Genomic DNA, 15,215 nt, shown 5'->3' with positions numbered 1-15,215 from the left:
TGGGAACTACAATCGACGCGACAACATCCGCAGAGGTAGGGACTAATGTGTCAGTTCCGTTGAATATCTACCACGATCCAACGGCGTTGAACATTGCTCAATATCGCTACGCTGTGAGCAAAGTTGGCGTGCCTGGAGCGATTGCAAACTTGGTTTTCCTGCTCTCATATCGGTTAGTAAAGCCATGATGATTACAGCAGAAGTACTGTCTTTCCTGTCTACAATCATCGGGATTTTAAGCGTCATCTGGATAGCAGCCAGAAGCGTGGAGCGCTTGAAAAATCAAGCCACTAGCGATTTGTTAAAATTAGAATCTGCCGTTAATTTAAGCCTTGAAAAATTAAAGGGAGCAGACGAGAAACACGAATATATCATCCATGCCATTAAAGAATTGATTGAACACAGGACAGGACGATTAGGAAACGAACTGAAAGACCTGAGAAAGGATCTTAACGACACACAGCGCTTTCTGAATAAGACCACGTCGTTCCAGATTAGGAGTCAAGAGGATGTCGAACGTTGACGGGTTCGTGGAACCAGAACAACTGACAGACTACTTACAGCGGGTTGAGCAGTTCGTTAAAAATGACATACTCCCTCAGTTCCCAGATTGCTCCTTAGAAGAGTTAATTGCAGTGGCGATCGTCTTGGAGCAACTGGCAACCAACATTCGCTCGACTGCCAGAAATCAGAAGGTCAATCAACGCCGCAACCAGGTTAACTGAATCCTTCAATTTTCCCTATTTTTCTCTATAAACATAAAATCGGCTTTTGAGGGAATTTAGGCCAGATTTTAGGCAAGCGGTTAGACTGAAGTTGCGGAACGCTTATCTGGTATTGCTTGCAGCGATTCTCTCTAGGGATTCGAATTCCCCTGGGGGTATTGAAACTAGGCTACGAAAATTAGCCCTTGTAAACGCCAAAACGTTTGCAGGGGCTAATTTTTTGGATATAAGCGATAGGACAAACGTACTTAGACATACGAGAAGATACGCGAATATACAAGAAAAAGTAGGCCAAATTTTAGTCATGGACATTGATGCTCGAATTGCACAGGCTAACGGACGGTTGAAAGCTGGCAAAGTGGGAGTGTCAATCGAACGATTAGGGGGACGGCTCAGACTTAGGGCAACCCTACCGCCTAAACCGGGTTCTACCCAAAAACGAGATTTTCAACAGCGTATCTCGCTAGACCTGCGAGCCAACCCAGCGGGGATAAAGCAGGCAGAGGCAGAGGCCAAAACGTTAGGAGGACTAATCGCTCAACGCGCCTTTAATTGGCAACCCTACTTAAAATCAGTCGCCACGGCACCACAAACGATCGCGGACTGGGTTCGACGATTTGAAGCTGACTACTTTCAGCGTGGCGGGACTGAGACAACTTGGAGGGGTGATTATTGGAAGGTCTTTAAACAAATCCCAGCAGATGAGCTACTGACAGCCGACCTGGTGAGAGCCGCCGTCGAGCGCACACCCGCGAATACCAAAACCCGCAAACGAGCGTGTATGGCGTTGGGAATGCTAGCCAAGTTTGCGAACTTAGAATGTGAGCTATCAACACTATCAGGGAACTACAGCCCTAGACGAGTAGTGCCGCGTGATCTGCCCGATGATCGCACGATTGCTGAATGCTTCTATCAGTTGAAGAATCCCGCGTGGCGTTGGGTGTTTGGCATGATGGCAACCTACGGGCTGCGAAACCATGAAGTTTTCAAGCTCGACCTGGAGCCGCTGCGGGACGGCTGCAAAGTTCTTCAGGTGTTAGAAGCCACGAAAACGGGTAGCAGACGGGTATGGGCCTGCTACCCAGAGTGGTTTGAGGAATTTGAGTTAAGGAGCGTTCGCCTTCCTAATATCGACCTAAATCGCTCCAATGAGAAGATTGGGAACTCGGTAACTGACTACTTCAGGAAAACAGCCAAACTACCGTTCCCACCCTATAGCCTGAGACATTGCTGGGCTGTACGGACGCTCGAATTTGGGCTGGCTGACACGCTAGCAGCTCAACAGATGGGGCACTCGGTTCAAGTCCACAACGACACCTATCACCACTGGATTAATGAGGACACTCACCAGCGTGCCTTTGACACGCTGATGATGAGAGGCGATCGCCCCCGGCCTCCCCAGGTTAACTAGGTTCCTCTCTCTGCTCCATCGGAATTTCTAATGCACGTTCACATCGATCGCGGTGCCATTGGTAAGTAGGGCGGCCAGATTGGGGGCCGCTAACGATCCGGTAGTGCTTGCCAAGCTGAAACAATCCCTGTTTGCGAAGATCTCTCAAACGCCTGGGGGTGATGCCGAGAGCAGCAGCTAATTCAGCCGTTGAGAGCCAGGATCGAATTTTAGTCATGGATGCATTTCTCCTACAACGGGTCGATCGCAATTTTTAAGCAGTCATCAAGCCACAGGTTCAGCGCGCCGACTGAGTTGGCATGTTTGAGGGTTTCCTTTAACCGCTCCAGTTCGCCGCCCTCGTCGTGCCAGCAGGGGGCGTTGATGACGTACTCGAAGTAATCTCGAACGAGTTGGATCTGGTCTTCAGTCGGTTCCAGGGTTATTTCCCCGGCGGCATAGTTCACGTAAATCGATATGGCCTGAGCTAATAGACCGCTCATTTCATTTCGCCAGTAGAAGGGAGTCCCAAACGGTGGGTTGTAGGTAGTCGGCATTTTGGTCTGATGAGGCATCGTGACGGCTCCAAAGCAACTGGTAGGCTTTTGTGTCTGCGTTGATGGACTTACGGCAGCTCGGGCAGTAGTAGGCATCCAGCCCGATGATTGCCTGGGGGTGTTGGCACTCATCCCGATCCGGCATTGGCTGATTCCCCTAGTTGCAGTTGCCGGAACCACTGCTCATCCGGCGGGGCAGCGCCGGAACTGGTAGGTGGGGCAGCGGGTTTTCGTTTGCGGGATTTGATCTCGTTGAGAACCTGCCGCACCAGGTCAACGCCAACCGGATCTGAGCCTGTGGAAAACCCCCCAGACCCCCCAACAGCCAGTTTGGAATTCTCATCAGACGATTGCGCTTGAGGCGCATCGTCTGAGATGGGAATAAGCTTATTTGTCCCAGTAGCTCGGATCACCCCTTCTGGTAAGGGTTCTAGCGATCGCGGATCTTCAACTTCTGCTGGATCGTCCTGGATCACCTTATCTAGCAAGGGTTTCGGGTCGTTTTCTGGGTGCCAGAGGTCTTTGTTTTTGTATAAAGTGTCACTTCCAATCCCATAGGCTTTGATGGCGAATAATCGCGCTCTAGCACCGTCTGGGAACTGGTTAGTTGCTTTGAGTTCGGTGACAGCCTGTTGTATTCGCCGTCGAGCGTCCGAGGCGCTCAACTCGTTAGGGTGTGGTTGGTTGGGTTGGCTTGGCTCCAAATCTTGAGTTCCTCCATAGGGGTAGTAGTTGCTGCACTCCACACATCTGGCCCAATAGTCGGCTAGGTGGTGCAACTCGTGCTGATGTCTGCACCAGTCGTGATAGCCGGGTAAGCCAACCGCCACTTCTAAGATTCGCAGGGATAGATCGAACCCTGTTAGCGGGTGGCCGCCATGAATGGCATGGTGGAAGACATACTCACGCAGGGCGATACGGCCTAACAGGGTGTTGGTTTGGCCGTAGGTTGTCCAGCCCTGCTCAATGTCGGCGTTGAGGTCATTCAGGAACTTGCGAGCGGTTCCTCTGATGCGTGAATAGGTTTTGCGCTGGTATTGCTTCAGGATGCGATCGATCGTTTCGGCTCGAACTGAGTTGTGATTCTGAGCGAACCGGTACTGCCTGATGAATTCATCCCGGCTGGTGAATCGCGGTTGCCAGTCGCTGTCTAAGAGATAGCTTCCGGCCTGGAGCGGTAGACGATGGCCGTTGTAATCGGCACCGCTGGAACGACGAGCATTGGGAAACAGTTCGAGCTGCCCTCGCTTGATTTGTAGCCCTGCCCTTTCGAGTAGTGCGGCAGCGGCCTGGGCGATCGCCCACGACAACTGACCCATTCCCAGGGGGAAGTACAGGTGAATGCCGCCGCTGTAGGAGCTGCTGACAGCTACAAATTTGTGGATGCCTAACGGCTCTAGAGCGTCAACGATGCGGCCAACCGCAAACGGGTCGCGGTATGGGTGGTAGATGGACTTTCGATCGACATCGAGCATGAGGTACTGCGTATAAGCTCCGAAGCGAACTCCATACAGATAGGAACCCTGGTTAATCAGGCGATCGCTCAGCAGATGGCGCGTTTCGGTGTTCCACTCCGTTCGTTGCCCTGGAGCTGGATGCTCTGCCCACAGGTAGCTACCTCGATGCGGGAAAAGCTGAAGGAATTCGTCATCGCGCTGAGAGATGTATTTGAACTTTTGGGGTGATGGTTGTCCAAATGGCGCTTTTTTTCTGTCGGATGACTGATAATTGAGTTGTTCTTGATGCATCTGATTGTTGACCGGGAATTTTGAACAAGACCTGTGGATGCACACAGGCCAAAACTATGAGAGGCCATCTCTTTAGCCGAAGAGATGGCCTTTCGTTTAGGAATTTTTCAGTTGAGCGACGATCGCCCCCAGCAGGTCTAAAAGGCTGTCTTTAGGTTCGTGTCTTAGGTCAACGGCTAACACCTGGTCGCACTCGGAGCCAAGCAGCTCACCCGGGGTGGTAGTCCCAAGCGTTTTAATCAATAGATGAGAGCCGATTGATTGAACTAACAACACCTTGTCTAATTCGCTCATCCTTTGAAGCCGATCGCCATACTTGTGACGAAGCTCATCAATCGCGTCATTCTGTTGGGTTATGTATTGGGTCATTTGATATTCTCTGATTACGGTTTAGTTACGATTTAGGTGTGGGGCTAATGCCCAAGAAAATTCGAGAGTTGAAGCAGGCTGTTAGAAAAGCAGGGTTTGAACTGCTACCAGGTCGAGGGAAGGGCAGTCATACGATGTGGCAACATCCATTGATGCCAGCGCCGCTTGTGATTCCTGGAAAGGATGGTGACGATGCACCGAGGTATCTAGAGAAGGAAGTTGAACGAGCGTTGCAACAGTTGAAGGAGCTGGAGGAAGGCGAATGAGTTTGCAGTACAGCATGGTGATTCAGTGGTCAGAAGAAGATCAGCTTTTCCTGGTTCACTTGCCTGAGTTTCCAAACCAGCAGTTTGTGACTCATGGCAAAACGTATGAAGAAGCGGCAAGGAGAGGGCAAGAGGTGATTGAGTCGTTGGTTGAGTGGTGCCAGCAAGAGGGAAAGCCTCTGCCTGAACCAAGAACGATTCCGCAAGCGCCGCTACGGGTGGCATAGGTTAAAATCCTCTTGCTGGTGGAAAAGTTAAGAATTTAATGAAGGGCAGTCCATCTGTTGAGGACTGCCCTTTTTTTGTTTTGTGAATGTTTTGTGTTTCACCTTCCTGCTTTTGTAAGCACAGGCCAAAGACAGATGTACTTCTGTCTCTGACTTACGCATGTGTCAGATGATTGGGTATGCAGCGCGGGTCGGGTGCCAATCTTCCCCGCGCTGTAAATTTGTCCACCATCAAACGTGAAACTGTTTTCAGGTGATGCCTTTCCTGCATCTTACCTGAAAATGCTTTCACGTGAAACTGTTTTCACGTAAGATGAGTACAGATGAAGAGAAGGTACATGGATTGCCAGGACTCAGGAAGAAGCTAGGTCTTACACAGGAGGACATCGCCAAAGCTTTGGGCGTGAGTACTCGCTCGGTTATTAACTGGGAAAACGGGCACCACGAACCACGCTTAACTATTAGGCAGATGAAAGCTTTATGTGCATTGCTAAAGCTGCCTATAGAACAGGTTCCCGAAGACCTTAGTTTCAATCCTGAAAATCAAAACGCTGAGCGTGGTAGCAACACACTCAGCGAGTAATAAAAGGAGGTGAATTTAATCAGCAAATCCTGACTTAGGTTAGCGTAATTTTTTTCAGCCAGGGCACTCGGCTCTCAACCTTCCACCCTGGCTTTTTCCTTTAAACGAGGTACTTCCTAATCATGGCAAAGATTGACACGATCACCAAAAATAGAGCGATTCAACTTCCCATCACTCCTCAGTTTCAGCAACGTCCATCATCGCAATGGCAGATCATGCATCAGGGAAAGAACTATGTTGTTCTCCCTGCCGATGAATACCAAACTCAGCGATCGAACCAGATGGGGTGGCTAATGATGGCGGCCTGTGGCGGTGCGACCGCTGCAACCGTAGCGCTGATTTTTTTCGCCCCTTCCCTTGCAGCTCCACAAGCAGCCGTCGAACCCGTTGTGATCGAAAAGCCGGTTCTAATCGACAGGAATTGCATTGCCTGGTGCAGCAAGTAGCAACTGGCGCGGGTGCAAGGGCACCACCTTGCACCTTTGTCATTCGCATCTAACCCCTGGACATTTGTTGCAAATTCACAACTAGGAGAAAGAAAACATGGGAATTATGACGAGCTGGACTGGATCGAAGTCTTCTAAGGTGAGCCACTACGGTGGTCATGCGTTGCGAACCAGCAACGTTTTAGATGGCGTTTCCGATGCCATCAACCCAACAACCGCTGTTAACTGGCAGACCAACAACCCCACCGTGCGGCACGAGCTGACAACGGCCACGATCGCTGAAGCAGACCAGGCCGAGCGGGAGGCAGCCGCATTTGATGCAGCAGTCGATAATGGCTGCCGGGTGCTGAAAGCAGAGGCGAAGCGCCAGCAGGCTCACGCCAAATTGGTTAAAGGCCACCGTCAATACTTGGGAGCTACAGCCCAATCTCACTTTGAGGTGGCTTCTGCCAATCGCGGCTTGGCTGGAAAGCTTCACGGCCTGCGTGAGAGTTACGCCCAGCTTGGCTATTCGCTCGACCGAAAAGAGGTCACGGTCAACCAGAAGGTTGAAATGATCGCTAACAAGTATCGGGGGGTCTAACCGAATGACGAAGGCACACCTTATTGCTCTATTTGGGCTGGGGTGTGCCGCCAACACGCTCATATCGTGGTTGGCGGCCATCCACCCCAGCGGACATGCGATCGGCAAAGCAATCTACTTCAGCCTGGTGATTGCTTTGTTGTTTGGCCTGGTTTTCGACGATGCGATCTACTCGGCTCTCAAAATGGAGCAAACCAGCTACTACGGGCTACTTGGGACAATTGTTTTAACTGTGGTGTTAGGAGGTGGCTTGGTGTGGTTGAGTTAACAATGTCCACAGCCCAGAAATACACAGCTCTCCTGATTGGCGCGTTTCTACTGTGGATCGTGCCAGTCTCAATCAGGGCACCCAAACTCATCATATTGACCTCGCTGAGTACCAGTATCTACGGCTTTCTTTACTGCTTCCAATTAGCAGACTCAATGCGAGACGAAACACAGATGCATCGTATGCGTAGGCTACAAAACGATGAGCTGTTAGGGTTCCAGTTCGGCTTAGAAGAGGAAAGCATCAAACAGCAATTGTTGCTTCAATTTTTCCCAGAATCTGAGTCCATCCCAGAGGAAACCTCAACGCAATCACTGCCTGAATCGAACCAGGCGGCAACAGAAGAAATTGCTGTAGATCCGACAACCGAATCGTTACTTAAGTGGATTATTCGTAAAGAAAAGCCCATCAGCGTCAGGGAGATCCAGCAAGCAAAACTATCTGCATTGAAGGGTCTTTCTGCCGACAAAATCCGCTTGCTATTAATGGAGGCCGAGAAGATGGGATTCGGGTCATTCGATGATGATGTTTTCACGTTGGGCGACTGACACCAACACTTTTGTTGGGTGTTGGTGTTGGGCGTTGGAACGCCTGTTGCTAGGCCATCCCAACACCCAACACCAACACACCCAACAGCTTTTCCAACACTTTACCCAACAGCTTTTCCAACACTTTCCAAAAAGCCCTGGTGCGATCGCTCCAGGGCTTTTGTTTGTGGGTTCACAAATCAGCCACAATCAGAAGTAACCAGGACAAGTAGAGCTGTCCTGGTTACCGTGGTTTCTCACCTTTCTACATATCATGGCAAACTCAGGCAACGAATCAAACAACAGACTCGATCGATTGAACGATGCACTCGATCGAGTGAGTGACACAATGTTAACAATGGTGCGAGGGCTAGATGAGCTGAGACGTATCACTGAAGAACAGTCTCGAACATCTGCCCGCCAACAGGACACCATCCGTCAACTAACGGGAGTGATGACGGAGCAAGCCCGGACAATCGCCGAATTGACGCGATCGGTTCGAGATTCGGTAGAAGCGTCTCGCCAGTCGGCACAAGCCGCCGAAACATCAGCCGTTATTGCTCAAAACAATCAAAACGCTATTCGAGACTTAATTGAAGAGTTGAGTCGAAACAGGTGATTTTGTTTTGAGTGGACTATCTCATTAGACGTGATGGAGGCAACAGCGAAACCAATTGACATTGAAGTGGGCACTTTAAGGAAAACCCTCTAACAGTTTGCTAGAGGGTTTTTGCAATCTCAAACCTTAAGGTACCCATGATTGAATCAATTATTGTGGTGAGTATTGTAAGCACCATATTCTTTGGAACTTGTATTTGTCTTTGCATCCTTTGGGATGAAATCTGCAAGCAGAAAGGAATCACTCGACAGAAGCGTATTCGATGGGGTACTGGCATTTATCTAACTTTTATTAACAGTGCTCTAGCAAACGCATCTTTTGCTGTGGCCCAAAAATTAATTGCAAATGGAACCTCAGAATTTAGGGCTTACTTAGTTACTGGAGTTCCTCTGGCTTGCGTTTTGATATTGCTATCAATTTGGGTGTCCTGGACTGCCGCTGGGCTACCAGGACATTCAACAGCACCACCACAACGGACTTCACAACCACGCCCATCTAGGGGTTCATCCAACCCACGGTTAGTAGAACTACAACGGCAGTTAGTTCGGATGGTGGGCGGACAAATTGATGTAGCCTGCCGTCTGGTCTCCTGTGAAAAGGCAAGATTACCCGGTAAACCCGAAGTCTGGTATTGGGAAGCAGCGATCGAGCGGTTATTGAGCGATAGACGATAACCCCAGCGCAGTGTCTGGGCACTCTGAAGCATGAAAACTCTCACATTCAGAGGTTCTTCGGATGACAGCAATCAACATCGCAACAGACATACCTTCTCAAATTAATACCGTTGAAAAGTTAGCGACCTGGTGCGCGCTCGTTTTAGCTAACATCAATCCTCAAATGACGGTGATTGAGGGCGTTGGCTACCAGGAGCGAGCGGCGCAGGCTGGAGTTTTTTATGTTGCGGCAGACAATAAATATCGGTTGTTAGGGCGTGTCTCAATTGAGATGTCACCAGAACATTTGGCAGGTGGTTCAAAGAGTTGGACATATGCCCAGGAACTCTCCAACACGGCTATTCCAACCGTCTTTAAGTCCAACTAACACCCCATGCCTAACGAACCGCTGCCAGAGTTTAGCAGTCTGAATCGTAATTCGGCGTTGCAGAATGCGATTCAGCAAACCGTGCAAGATTCGATCGCACGAAACAACACCAACACACTGAACGGGTCGCCATCATCCATCCAGGATGCACGCAACGCCCAAACAATGCGGAATCTGTTGGAGCGGCGTAATGCTCAAATCGCTATCCAGCAGGGATTTGACCAGGCGGCAACCTATAAGCCCCCAAGCTTTCAAGACCAATTACAGACCTATCTGGAAAGCTTTGAGCGTGGGGTAGAGCAAGAACGGGTGAGAGTTGGCAACCAAAACCGCAACACGCCCACAACTCAACCCACTAGAAGCGCTGATCCGCTGACTCGTTATCTAGAGAATGAATTAGCAGGGGTAAGGAATGAGGCCAGACCCTCCACCGCTGTTAATACCGGGCGGTCGCCCACCATTCCCGATAACCACCCATCTCTAAACACTCCATCGGCTAACCGTCCTCCACAGCGGGGAAACCCGCCGCGATCGGCTCAACCACTGGGGCGGGTTCCCACTGGAACCCGTATCAGTAATGCTCTCAATCGACCCATTAACCTACCGTCTGGAATCGGTGCAACCGCTACCACGGGGGCTGCTGCTGGGGCTATTGGAGTTGGGATTGCTATTGCAGAAGGAGCTAACCCAGGGCAAGCGGCAGCTGTGGCAGTGGGTAGCATTGGCGGTGGAATTGGTGGGCAAGCTGCTGGAGCTGCGATCGGTGGTGGAATTGGCTTTGCTCTTGCTGGTCCACCAGGTGCGGCAGTGGGGATGCAGATCGGCGGTGGTGCTGGTTTGGCTCTTGGCAGCTATGGAGGCGGTAAAGCAGTCAATGCTGGTTTAAATTTCTTGTTCCCCCCAGGAGCAGAAGTGCCACCCAGTGCCGAAAGCGTCCCACCCGATCCAAAAGTTGGGCCACCTCCATTCACAGGAGGTCAAGGGAATGGAGTGCAGTATGCCTTCAAAGTCAAAGCCAAATACTACACGACTACAAACGGCGGGGAGGATTGCGGCGTTGATGAAGACATCATTCAAGGGACGGCCTGGGGTCCACTGCAATCCATCCGGGCGCTGAATGGTGCCCCAATTGCAAACGGGCCTTGTGCAGGCAAAACCGCATTTGCATTATTTCAGCTTTACTGCAATGGCATTTATGGGGCACCTGGAGAGACGGGCTTCTATCCGATCCTCCAAAGCGCCGGATTTGGAGGGGTTTACTTTGACCTTTCCTTGATGGAGGCTAAGCGCCTGGACGGATTGCCCGATACAGACGGCGATCCACCAGGGGGGCCAGTTCCTACAGACACCAGAACGCCGCAATCACAAGGGCATCCGCAAGGGGGGCCGGGGGGCACTCCAAACGGGACAAATCCTCATCCCGGCACACCGAACGGCGTTCCCAGTGGCAGTCCAGCGGCATCCAACCAGCCAGCCAGCCCCAACCTGGGCGGCGATCTGCCCGGTTCGAAACCTAACCCAGCGCCTGGATCTCCCCAACCCAATGCACCAACGAACGGGCCGCTAGGCTCACAAGTTCCGCCTGCTGCTGTTGCAGCAGCAGTGGGTACAGCAGCGGTTGGTATGGGTGGGGCTTCTGTTGGGGCTAGCGGCGGCGGTGCCAGCCTTAGCAAACCTCCATCCCGTGCGCCTCAAACGGTTCAAGCCATCCCAACCCCAACCGGACAGCGACCATCATCTGGGCCAGAAGCCCAGCCAGCAGCCCCGCCGCCAGGTGAGCCACCCCCACCCACTAATACAAAGTCACCGTGTAGCGGCAACAACTGTAGCCAAGCTATCCGGAATGATATCGCCGCCAATGCTGCCAAGTTGAAAGATTTAGAAGCGTTGATGCAAGGTGTGGATCTCGGCCTTTTGGTAGCAATGCAAGGGCAACTAAGCCAGATCAATCAAAAGCTTGGGGGGCAGGTTGAGGATGGTGTATCTGGGTTATTGGGTAAGGCTTTTGGGCTAGCTAAAAAGACCTGGAATTTCCTACAAATTGACAGAGTGTTAAACCTGTTGACGTTCATCACGGTTTTACACAACGCCTATTTTTTGAGCCAAGGGTTAGCGCAAACGCTATTTAGTGCAGTTAGCCAATCATTGTCTGTATTTGGCGTTGAAGATGAAGATGGAAATCCGCTTGATGTGGGTCAAATCGTCTCAAAGTACACCGATGGATTCTTTAAACAGATATTCGGAGTTGAGAACGTAAACGGCATCAAAGCCGAGTGGAAAAAGTACAGTCGAATTTATCAGGCCGCGAGCAACATCCTTTTTGCACTGCAATCAATTGGTTATTCCATCTTGGAATCGCTCGAAGTTGTCGGAAATTATGTCGCGTGGATTGGCAACGCACTCAAGCGTTTTGGAGCCGTAGGAGAAAAAGCTTATCGGTGGATGAACCCCGATAACAATTTTTCTCAGAACCGCTTCTTCAATGCGTTAAACAACATTCAAGAAGCAGTCGAAGCAGTAGACCAGGTGTCAGGAGAACTCCTCTCCATTCAAGACACATGGTCTGAATTGGGCACTTACAAAAACAATTTGGACAACGCTGTTGCTGGGTTAGATGAGAACGGAGAGCCGATCGCGCCCAAATTCGGCAGTCCCGAAAACGTAGGTGTAGCCGAAGCAGAAACACAGCAAAAGGTTGCCAGTCAATCAGCTCCAATTGCCGTTTCAGATGAACAGTTTCAGGAGTCTTAGAGATGCCTTTACCAGAAGGATTCAGCCCTTGGGAACATCTGCAAGCCGTGGTGCTGCAATCGTACAACCGCACCGTCCGATCACAGTTTCGTGATTTAGGTGGCGATGATTGGGACGAAGATATCACGTCCGGACGCGGTGCCCTTAGGGTGGCCTGCACCGTGAAGGATGACGACTCAGCAAACATGGTCGCCATCCGAATGATGCTCTTTTACATGACGCTTCGGCAGGCCAGTGACTTGCATCCACCGCTTTACACGATGCCGAGCGACAGGTATCAGCAAACCGTTCGTTTTTCGCCTCAAATCACACTCTATTTTCGAGAGGACTTAGACGAGGTAGAACAAGGCTACAAACCGATTGATTCTCAGATCTCATTCCGCATTCGAGGCGAAACAGAGACAACGTTCACTCCAGCCAATGCATTGACATGGGCTAATCGGATCAGAAGTGAATTTGCAACGGGCGGCGGCTGGAGATGGAGAAAGGGCAGGGTTAAGCTCTCCTACAGAGATTTAGAACGCGGTTACAACTTAGCCATCCATGCTGTTTCAGAATCAGAAGGTCGTCAGGTAATTGCAAAGGTGTTAAGCCTGCAAGGAGACACTATCGATAATGACAACCTGGTGATCGCTGAGCTAGGAGGGACACCTCCCATCGTTCCTGGTACGCAAGTTATCTACGGTGAATCGCGTCGTCTGCCTCGGAAGCGTCCAGTCGGTAACGTTCGCTTCCGGTATGCCGAGGTTCATATCTGGGGGGTAAACAAGGCAGTAACCCTGGTTGATATGACGTTAAGACGCGGCAACGCCTTGATTTATGCCTAATTCGACTGGTTGAAATTCAGGGAACCATTAATGCTTCCGACCAGTAATGCCTCTTTGAACCTGGGGAACAGTGGACTTATCCACAGTTATTAAGTCGCACTTTACCCCTATGGCAAAGCGTTTTAGCAGAATTCGAGACGGTGCCCGGTTGAACGTAGCGTTCCAGCGATACCGGGAATGGGAAGACGAACGGGCGACCCGCCAGCCGGATGTGGGCGGCGGCACTTCCCGTGGGCCGTCTGTTTTGGTAGCAATCACCCCTTTTGGGCGGGATTTGGGAACCGGAGTCAATGCGGCAGTGAGAGTTACCCAGAGAGCGCGAACCATTATGGGTTCTGCGGTGGGTGCCCATGCGCCCGCCGACCCAGGCCAACGGATCAGCGGCTTCATTCCTGCCAAAATTATTCTGTTTGCTGGCACTGGAACGGCAGTTGTCGCCACTAGCGACATTACTGGAATCCGTTACTTGAAGCGCAACGGACAGAGCTACACTCACGCCTTTGGAGCTGCAACTGCGACCGAGCGTGAAATGGAGGCGTTTGCAGCAATTCAATCGGCTCTAGTTGGCGAGGGTGGCAATCGCACCGTGTCTTACCAGCCGGAAATCTTCCGTCAGATTTAAGCATGAGTAACATCACGCCGTTACTGACGGTTGCAACCCACACCCCAGAGATGACGGCTGAGGATTGGCAACGTGAGATTGATCGCCTGTTTCGACGGCAACAGGCGATCGCCTCCGTTGTGGCGGGTAGGCTTGATGATGATGTGCTGTATGACTTGTTAGCAGAGGACGGAATCGACCCGCATCAATGGGTTGATGCTTCCATTGATAACTGCGAGTTTTTGGCATCTGGGGGTTAAAAGATGCCCTGGCAGAGCCTGGGCACCATCAGCCCATCAGAGGATTGGCAAAGCTATCCGATTGACCCTGTGGGCAGCGAAACGTTCAGGATTGTGCAGAGTTTGAGCATTGAGCCATTCAATATCTGCTTATTGACTCAATACTTTGCCCCTCCTGGTGGCCGTGCCACTTTTCGCCGGGTTTATCCATCTAACGAGCCAACCATCATCACGTTGCCAATTCCAGAGGATTTAAGGGCTTCTGGGATTGTGGTTCGAACGTTGCAAATCAAACGCCGCTTGCCCTACTTCCCAGCACCTTGGCAGATTGAAATTCAGGTGTTTTATTGACTTATGCCTGCTGCTATTTTTGACCTGACTGATGAGCGCATTGTGGAACAGGGTTCATATTGGGCCTTGACCATCCACTACCCTGGAAACGTTGCAACAGCAAGCATTCGAGGCCAGATTAAGACTACCTACGGCGGCTCTACTCTAGCTAGTTTCAGCTTAGAAACGCCTAAATTTGAGGAAGAAACCAACCGCACCAAATTTGTGATTTATCTGAGTGCGGCTCAAACAACTAAGCTCACACCTCCGGTTGATCATTATGTGTATGACCTTCGGATGCTAATTCCATCTAAAGATCCGATTCGGTTGATGCAGGGCAAGGTAAAAGTATCCCCAGGGGTAACGGATGTCCAATGAGGTTGTGATTTCACCACCGGTTGTGATGCCGCTGCTGGTTAGTCTGCCAACCGTGCAAGCCGTCCAGGTGCAACCCGCTCCTGTGAATGTGGTGGATGTTGGTGATGATGAGATCGAACTACCACCGGAGGTCGTGACCACAACGGAACTGACCCAGGCGATCGCCGCTCACGTTGAAGCCGGAAACCCTCACCCGCAATATGCACCAATTGAAGCGTTAGAAGGGTTTCAGCCCTTAAACAATGAACTGACAGCGCTTGCAGAGGTAGAGGCTCAAGACTTTGGGCGAGAACTGCTGACGCTACCAGATGCCCCTACAGCTCAGTTGGTGCTGACAGGGAATTGGGAATTTAGGCAAGCCAGCAAGCCGTTGGTGCGGCCTGATGACTCCGACCTGGTAGAAGGCGATCGCTGGTTCGACCTATCAAATTTCTCCTGGTGGGTTTGGAATGGTGCTTACTGGTTAACAGAACAACTATTTGTTATTCCAACACTGGCAAGCTTGACGACGGCGGCATCATTCACAGCCGCTTTTGCCCCACCGTCTAACTTCAATTTGCTTCTAGTTTCAGTGACAGTTTCTGCTAGAGTATCGGCTCCAGCAAGGGCCGCAGATCACATCGTCTTTAAGCTTGAATCCTTCAACAAAGGAAATGTGAGCTTTACAGATGTTGCCAGTTTGGGAACTACAATCGACGCGACAACATCCGCAGAGGTAGGGACTAATGTGTCAGTTCCGT

Annotated in this window: 25 protein-coding genes; 20 read left to right on the top strand and 5 right to left on the bottom strand. The window is 50.9% G+C overall.

The annotated features are described in order from the left end of the window. The 4 genes from IQ268_RS32600 to IQ268_RS30655 all read left to right on the top strand — a co-directional run. A partial coding sequence (locus IQ268_RS32600; RefSeq protein WP_228035875.1) for a hypothetical protein occupies positions 1 to 188 on the top strand: 188 nt, incomplete at its 5' end. Further along, positions 185 to 523, top strand: a complete 339-nt coding sequence (locus IQ268_RS30665; RefSeq protein WP_193887050.1) for a hypothetical protein — start codon at positions 185 to 187, stop codon at positions 521 to 523. The genes IQ268_RS32600 and IQ268_RS30665, both read left to right, overlap by 4 nt. Further along, the gene (locus IQ268_RS30660; RefSeq protein ID WP_193887048.1) at positions 510 to 725 is read left to right on the top strand and encodes a hypothetical protein; all 216 of its coding nucleotides are present in this window, start codon (positions 510 to 512) and stop codon (positions 723 to 725) included. The genes IQ268_RS30665 and IQ268_RS30660 overlap by 14 nt, the downstream gene beginning before the upstream one ends. Before the next feature lie 304 nt (positions 726 to 1,029). Then, positions 1,030 to 2,136, top strand: coding sequence for a site-specific integrase (locus IQ268_RS30655; RefSeq protein ID WP_193887046.1), 1,107 nt, complete (start codon positions 1,030 to 1,032; stop codon positions 2,134 to 2,136). Here IQ268_RS30655 and IQ268_RS30650 read toward each other — a convergent pair. From IQ268_RS30650 to IQ268_RS30635, 4 genes are all read right to left on the bottom strand, one after another. Next, positions 2,129 to 2,353 carry a helix-turn-helix domain-containing protein gene (locus IQ268_RS30650; RefSeq protein WP_193887044.1) on the bottom strand — a complete coding sequence of 75 codons (225 nt, stop codon included), beginning with the start codon at positions 2,351 to 2,353 and terminating at the stop codon, positions 2,129 to 2,131. The two genes, IQ268_RS30655 and IQ268_RS30650, sit on opposite strands and share 8 nt — an antisense overlap. Before the next feature lie 13 nt (positions 2,354 to 2,366). Beyond that, positions 2,367 to 2,690: a hypothetical protein gene (locus IQ268_RS30645; RefSeq protein WP_193887042.1), complete on the bottom strand. Its 324-nt coding sequence runs from the start codon at positions 2,688 to 2,690 to the stop codon at positions 2,367 to 2,369. 110 nt (positions 2,691 to 2,800) lie between these two features. Beyond that, positions 2,801 to 4,420, bottom strand: coding sequence for a hypothetical protein (locus IQ268_RS30640; protein WP_193887040.1), 1,620 nt, complete (start codon positions 4,418 to 4,420; stop codon positions 2,801 to 2,803). Positions 4,421 to 4,516: 96 nt separating this feature from the next. After that, positions 4,517 to 4,789, bottom strand: coding sequence for a hypothetical protein (locus IQ268_RS30635; protein ID WP_193887038.1), 273 nt, complete (start codon positions 4,787 to 4,789; stop codon positions 4,517 to 4,519). Between the two features lie 47 nt (positions 4,790 to 4,836). Here IQ268_RS30635 and IQ268_RS30630 point away from each other — a divergent pair, with 47 nt between their 5' ends. The 8 genes from IQ268_RS30630 (at position 4,837) to IQ268_RS30595 (ending at position 8,308) form a co-directional block, all read left to right on the top strand. Beyond that, positions 4,837 to 5,055 carry a type II toxin-antitoxin system HicA family toxin gene (locus IQ268_RS30630; protein WP_193887035.1) on the top strand — a complete coding sequence of 73 codons (219 nt, stop codon included), beginning with the start codon at positions 4,837 to 4,839 and terminating at the stop codon, positions 5,053 to 5,055. Then, positions 5,052 to 5,282 carry a type II toxin-antitoxin system HicB family antitoxin gene (locus IQ268_RS30625; RefSeq protein ID WP_193887033.1) on the top strand — a complete coding sequence of 77 codons (231 nt, stop codon included), beginning with the start codon at positions 5,052 to 5,054 and terminating at the stop codon, positions 5,280 to 5,282. The genes IQ268_RS30630 and IQ268_RS30625 overlap by 4 nt, the downstream gene beginning before the upstream one ends. A gap of 292 nt (positions 5,283 to 5,574) precedes the next feature. Continuing rightward, a complete protein-coding gene (locus tag IQ268_RS30620) occupies positions 5,575 to 5,865 on the top strand; it encodes a helix-turn-helix transcriptional regulator (RefSeq protein WP_370584730.1) in 291 nt (96 codons plus the stop codon). Positions 5,866 to 5,987: 122 nt separating this feature from the next. Beyond that, positions 5,988 to 6,311, top strand: a complete 324-nt coding sequence (locus IQ268_RS30615; RefSeq protein ID WP_193887032.1) for a hypothetical protein — start codon at positions 5,988 to 5,990, stop codon at positions 6,309 to 6,311. 97 nt (positions 6,312 to 6,408) lie between these two features. Further along, complete coding sequence (locus tag IQ268_RS30610; protein WP_193887030.1) at positions 6,409 to 6,894, top strand: hypothetical protein; 486 nt, start codon at positions 6,409 to 6,411, stop codon at positions 6,892 to 6,894. Between the two features lie 4 nt (positions 6,895 to 6,898). After that, complete coding sequence (locus IQ268_RS30605; protein ID WP_193887028.1) at positions 6,899 to 7,162, top strand: hypothetical protein; 264 nt, start codon at positions 6,899 to 6,901, stop codon at positions 7,160 to 7,162. 155 nt (positions 7,163 to 7,317) lie between these two features. After that, positions 7,318 to 7,710: a hypothetical protein gene (locus IQ268_RS30600; protein WP_193887026.1), complete on the top strand. Its 393-nt coding sequence runs from the start codon at positions 7,318 to 7,320 to the stop codon at positions 7,708 to 7,710. 253 nt (positions 7,711 to 7,963) lie between these two features. Continuing rightward, positions 7,964 to 8,308 carry a hypothetical protein gene (locus tag IQ268_RS30595; RefSeq protein ID WP_193887024.1) on the top strand — a complete coding sequence of 115 codons (345 nt, stop codon included), beginning with the start codon at positions 7,964 to 7,966 and terminating at the stop codon, positions 8,306 to 8,308. A 367-nt stretch (positions 8,309 to 8,675) separates the two neighbouring features. Here IQ268_RS30595 and IQ268_RS30590 read toward each other — a convergent pair whose 3' ends face one another. Then, entirely contained in the window at positions 8,676 to 9,014 is a 339-nt protein-coding gene (locus IQ268_RS30590; protein ID WP_193887022.1) for a hypothetical protein, read from the bottom strand. A gap of 29 nt (positions 9,015 to 9,043) precedes the next feature. Between IQ268_RS30590 and IQ268_RS30585 the strand changes: the two genes are divergently transcribed. From IQ268_RS30585 to IQ268_RS30550, 8 genes are all read left to right on the top strand, one after another. Continuing rightward, positions 9,044 to 9,349 carry a glucose-6-phosphate dehydrogenase gene (locus IQ268_RS30585; RefSeq protein WP_193887020.1) on the top strand — a complete coding sequence of 102 codons (306 nt, stop codon included), beginning with the start codon at positions 9,044 to 9,046 and terminating at the stop codon, positions 9,347 to 9,349. Between the two features lie 6 nt (positions 9,350 to 9,355). After that, positions 9,356 to 12,100 (top strand): hypothetical protein, encoded by a 2,745-nt coding sequence (locus tag IQ268_RS30580; protein ID WP_193887018.1) that lies wholly within the window; start codon positions 9,356 to 9,358, stop codon positions 12,098 to 12,100. Positions 12,101 to 12,102: 2 nt separating this feature from the next. Beyond that, on the top strand, positions 12,103 to 12,927 hold the full coding sequence (locus IQ268_RS30575) for a hypothetical protein (protein ID WP_193887016.1): 825 nt from the start codon (positions 12,103 to 12,105) through the stop codon (positions 12,925 to 12,927). Between the two features lie 109 nt (positions 12,928 to 13,036). After that, positions 13,037 to 13,549, top strand: a complete 513-nt coding sequence (locus IQ268_RS30570) for a hypothetical protein (RefSeq protein ID WP_193887014.1) — start codon at positions 13,037 to 13,039, stop codon at positions 13,547 to 13,549. A gap of 2 nt (positions 13,550 to 13,551) precedes the next feature. Next, complete coding sequence (locus IQ268_RS30565) at positions 13,552 to 13,788, top strand: hypothetical protein (protein WP_193887013.1); 237 nt, start codon at positions 13,552 to 13,554, stop codon at positions 13,786 to 13,788. Between the two features lie 3 nt (positions 13,789 to 13,791). Further along, entirely contained in the window at positions 13,792 to 14,118 is a 327-nt protein-coding gene (locus IQ268_RS30560; RefSeq protein WP_193887012.1) for a hypothetical protein, read from the top strand. A 3-nt stretch (positions 14,119 to 14,121) separates the two neighbouring features. Then, complete coding sequence (locus IQ268_RS30555; RefSeq protein ID WP_193887011.1) at positions 14,122 to 14,475, top strand: hypothetical protein; 354 nt, start codon at positions 14,122 to 14,124, stop codon at positions 14,473 to 14,475. Then, the coding region (locus tag IQ268_RS30550) for a hypothetical protein (protein ID WP_193887010.1) at positions 14,465 to 15,215 on the top strand (751 nt) is incomplete at its 3' end. The genes IQ268_RS30555 and IQ268_RS30550, both read left to right, overlap by 11 nt.

The sequence above is a fragment of the Oculatella sp. LEGE 06141 genome (assembly GCF_015207605.1).
Lineage (GTDB): Bacteria > Cyanobacteriota > Cyanobacteriia > Elainellales > Elainellaceae > Oculatella.
This window is presented reverse-complemented; position numbering and strand designations above follow the sequence as displayed.

Coding starts and splice junctions, on each gene's coding strand:
- IQ268_RS30665 (WP_193887050.1), top strand. CDS start 185: ATGATGATTACAGCAGAAGTACTGTCTTTCCTGTCTACAATCATCGGG.
- IQ268_RS30660 (WP_193887048.1), top strand. CDS start 510: ATGTCGAACGTTGACGGGTTCGTGGAACCAGAACAACTGACAGACTAC.
- IQ268_RS30655 (WP_193887046.1), top strand. CDS start 1,030: ATGGACATTGATGCTCGAATTGCACAGGCTAACGGACGGTTGAAAGCT.
- IQ268_RS30650 (WP_193887044.1), bottom strand. CDS start 2,353: ATGACTAAAATTCGATCCTGGCTCTCAACGGCTGAATTAGCTGCTGCT.
- IQ268_RS30645 (WP_193887042.1), bottom strand. CDS start 2,690: ATGCCTCATCAGACCAAAATGCCGACTACCTACAACCCACCGTTTGGG.
- IQ268_RS30640 (WP_193887040.1), bottom strand. CDS start 4,420: ATGCATCAAGAACAACTCAATTATCAGTCATCCGACAGAAAAAAAGCG.
- IQ268_RS30635 (WP_193887038.1), bottom strand. CDS start 4,789: ATGACCCAATACATAACCCAACAGAATGACGCGATTGATGAGCTTCGT.
- IQ268_RS30630 (WP_193887035.1), top strand. CDS start 4,837: ATGCCCAAGAAAATTCGAGAGTTGAAGCAGGCTGTTAGAAAAGCAGGG.
- IQ268_RS30625 (WP_193887033.1), top strand. CDS start 5,052: ATGAGTTTGCAGTACAGCATGGTGATTCAGTGGTCAGAAGAAGATCAG.
- IQ268_RS30615 (WP_193887032.1), top strand. CDS start 5,988: ATGGCAAAGATTGACACGATCACCAAAAATAGAGCGATTCAACTTCCC.
- IQ268_RS30610 (WP_193887030.1), top strand. CDS start 6,409: ATGGGAATTATGACGAGCTGGACTGGATCGAAGTCTTCTAAGGTGAGC.
- IQ268_RS30605 (WP_193887028.1), top strand. CDS start 6,899: ATGACGAAGGCACACCTTATTGCTCTATTTGGGCTGGGGTGTGCCGCC.
- IQ268_RS30600 (WP_193887026.1), top strand. CDS start 7,318: ATGCGAGACGAAACACAGATGCATCGTATGCGTAGGCTACAAAACGAT.
- IQ268_RS30595 (WP_193887024.1), top strand. CDS start 7,964: ATGGCAAACTCAGGCAACGAATCAAACAACAGACTCGATCGATTGAAC.
- IQ268_RS30590 (WP_193887022.1), bottom strand. CDS start 9,014: ATGCTTCAGAGTGCCCAGACACTGCGCTGGGGTTATCGTCTATCGCTC.
- IQ268_RS30585 (WP_193887020.1), top strand. CDS start 9,044: ATGACAGCAATCAACATCGCAACAGACATACCTTCTCAAATTAATACC.
- IQ268_RS30580 (WP_193887018.1), top strand. CDS start 9,356: ATGCCTAACGAACCGCTGCCAGAGTTTAGCAGTCTGAATCGTAATTCG.
- IQ268_RS30575 (WP_193887016.1), top strand. CDS start 12,103: ATGCCTTTACCAGAAGGATTCAGCCCTTGGGAACATCTGCAAGCCGTG.
- IQ268_RS30570 (WP_193887014.1), top strand. CDS start 13,037: ATGGCAAAGCGTTTTAGCAGAATTCGAGACGGTGCCCGGTTGAACGTA.
- IQ268_RS30565 (WP_193887013.1), top strand. CDS start 13,552: ATGAGTAACATCACGCCGTTACTGACGGTTGCAACCCACACCCCAGAG.
- IQ268_RS30560 (WP_193887012.1), top strand. CDS start 13,792: ATGCCCTGGCAGAGCCTGGGCACCATCAGCCCATCAGAGGATTGGCAA.
- IQ268_RS30555 (WP_193887011.1), top strand. CDS start 14,122: ATGCCTGCTGCTATTTTTGACCTGACTGATGAGCGCATTGTGGAACAG.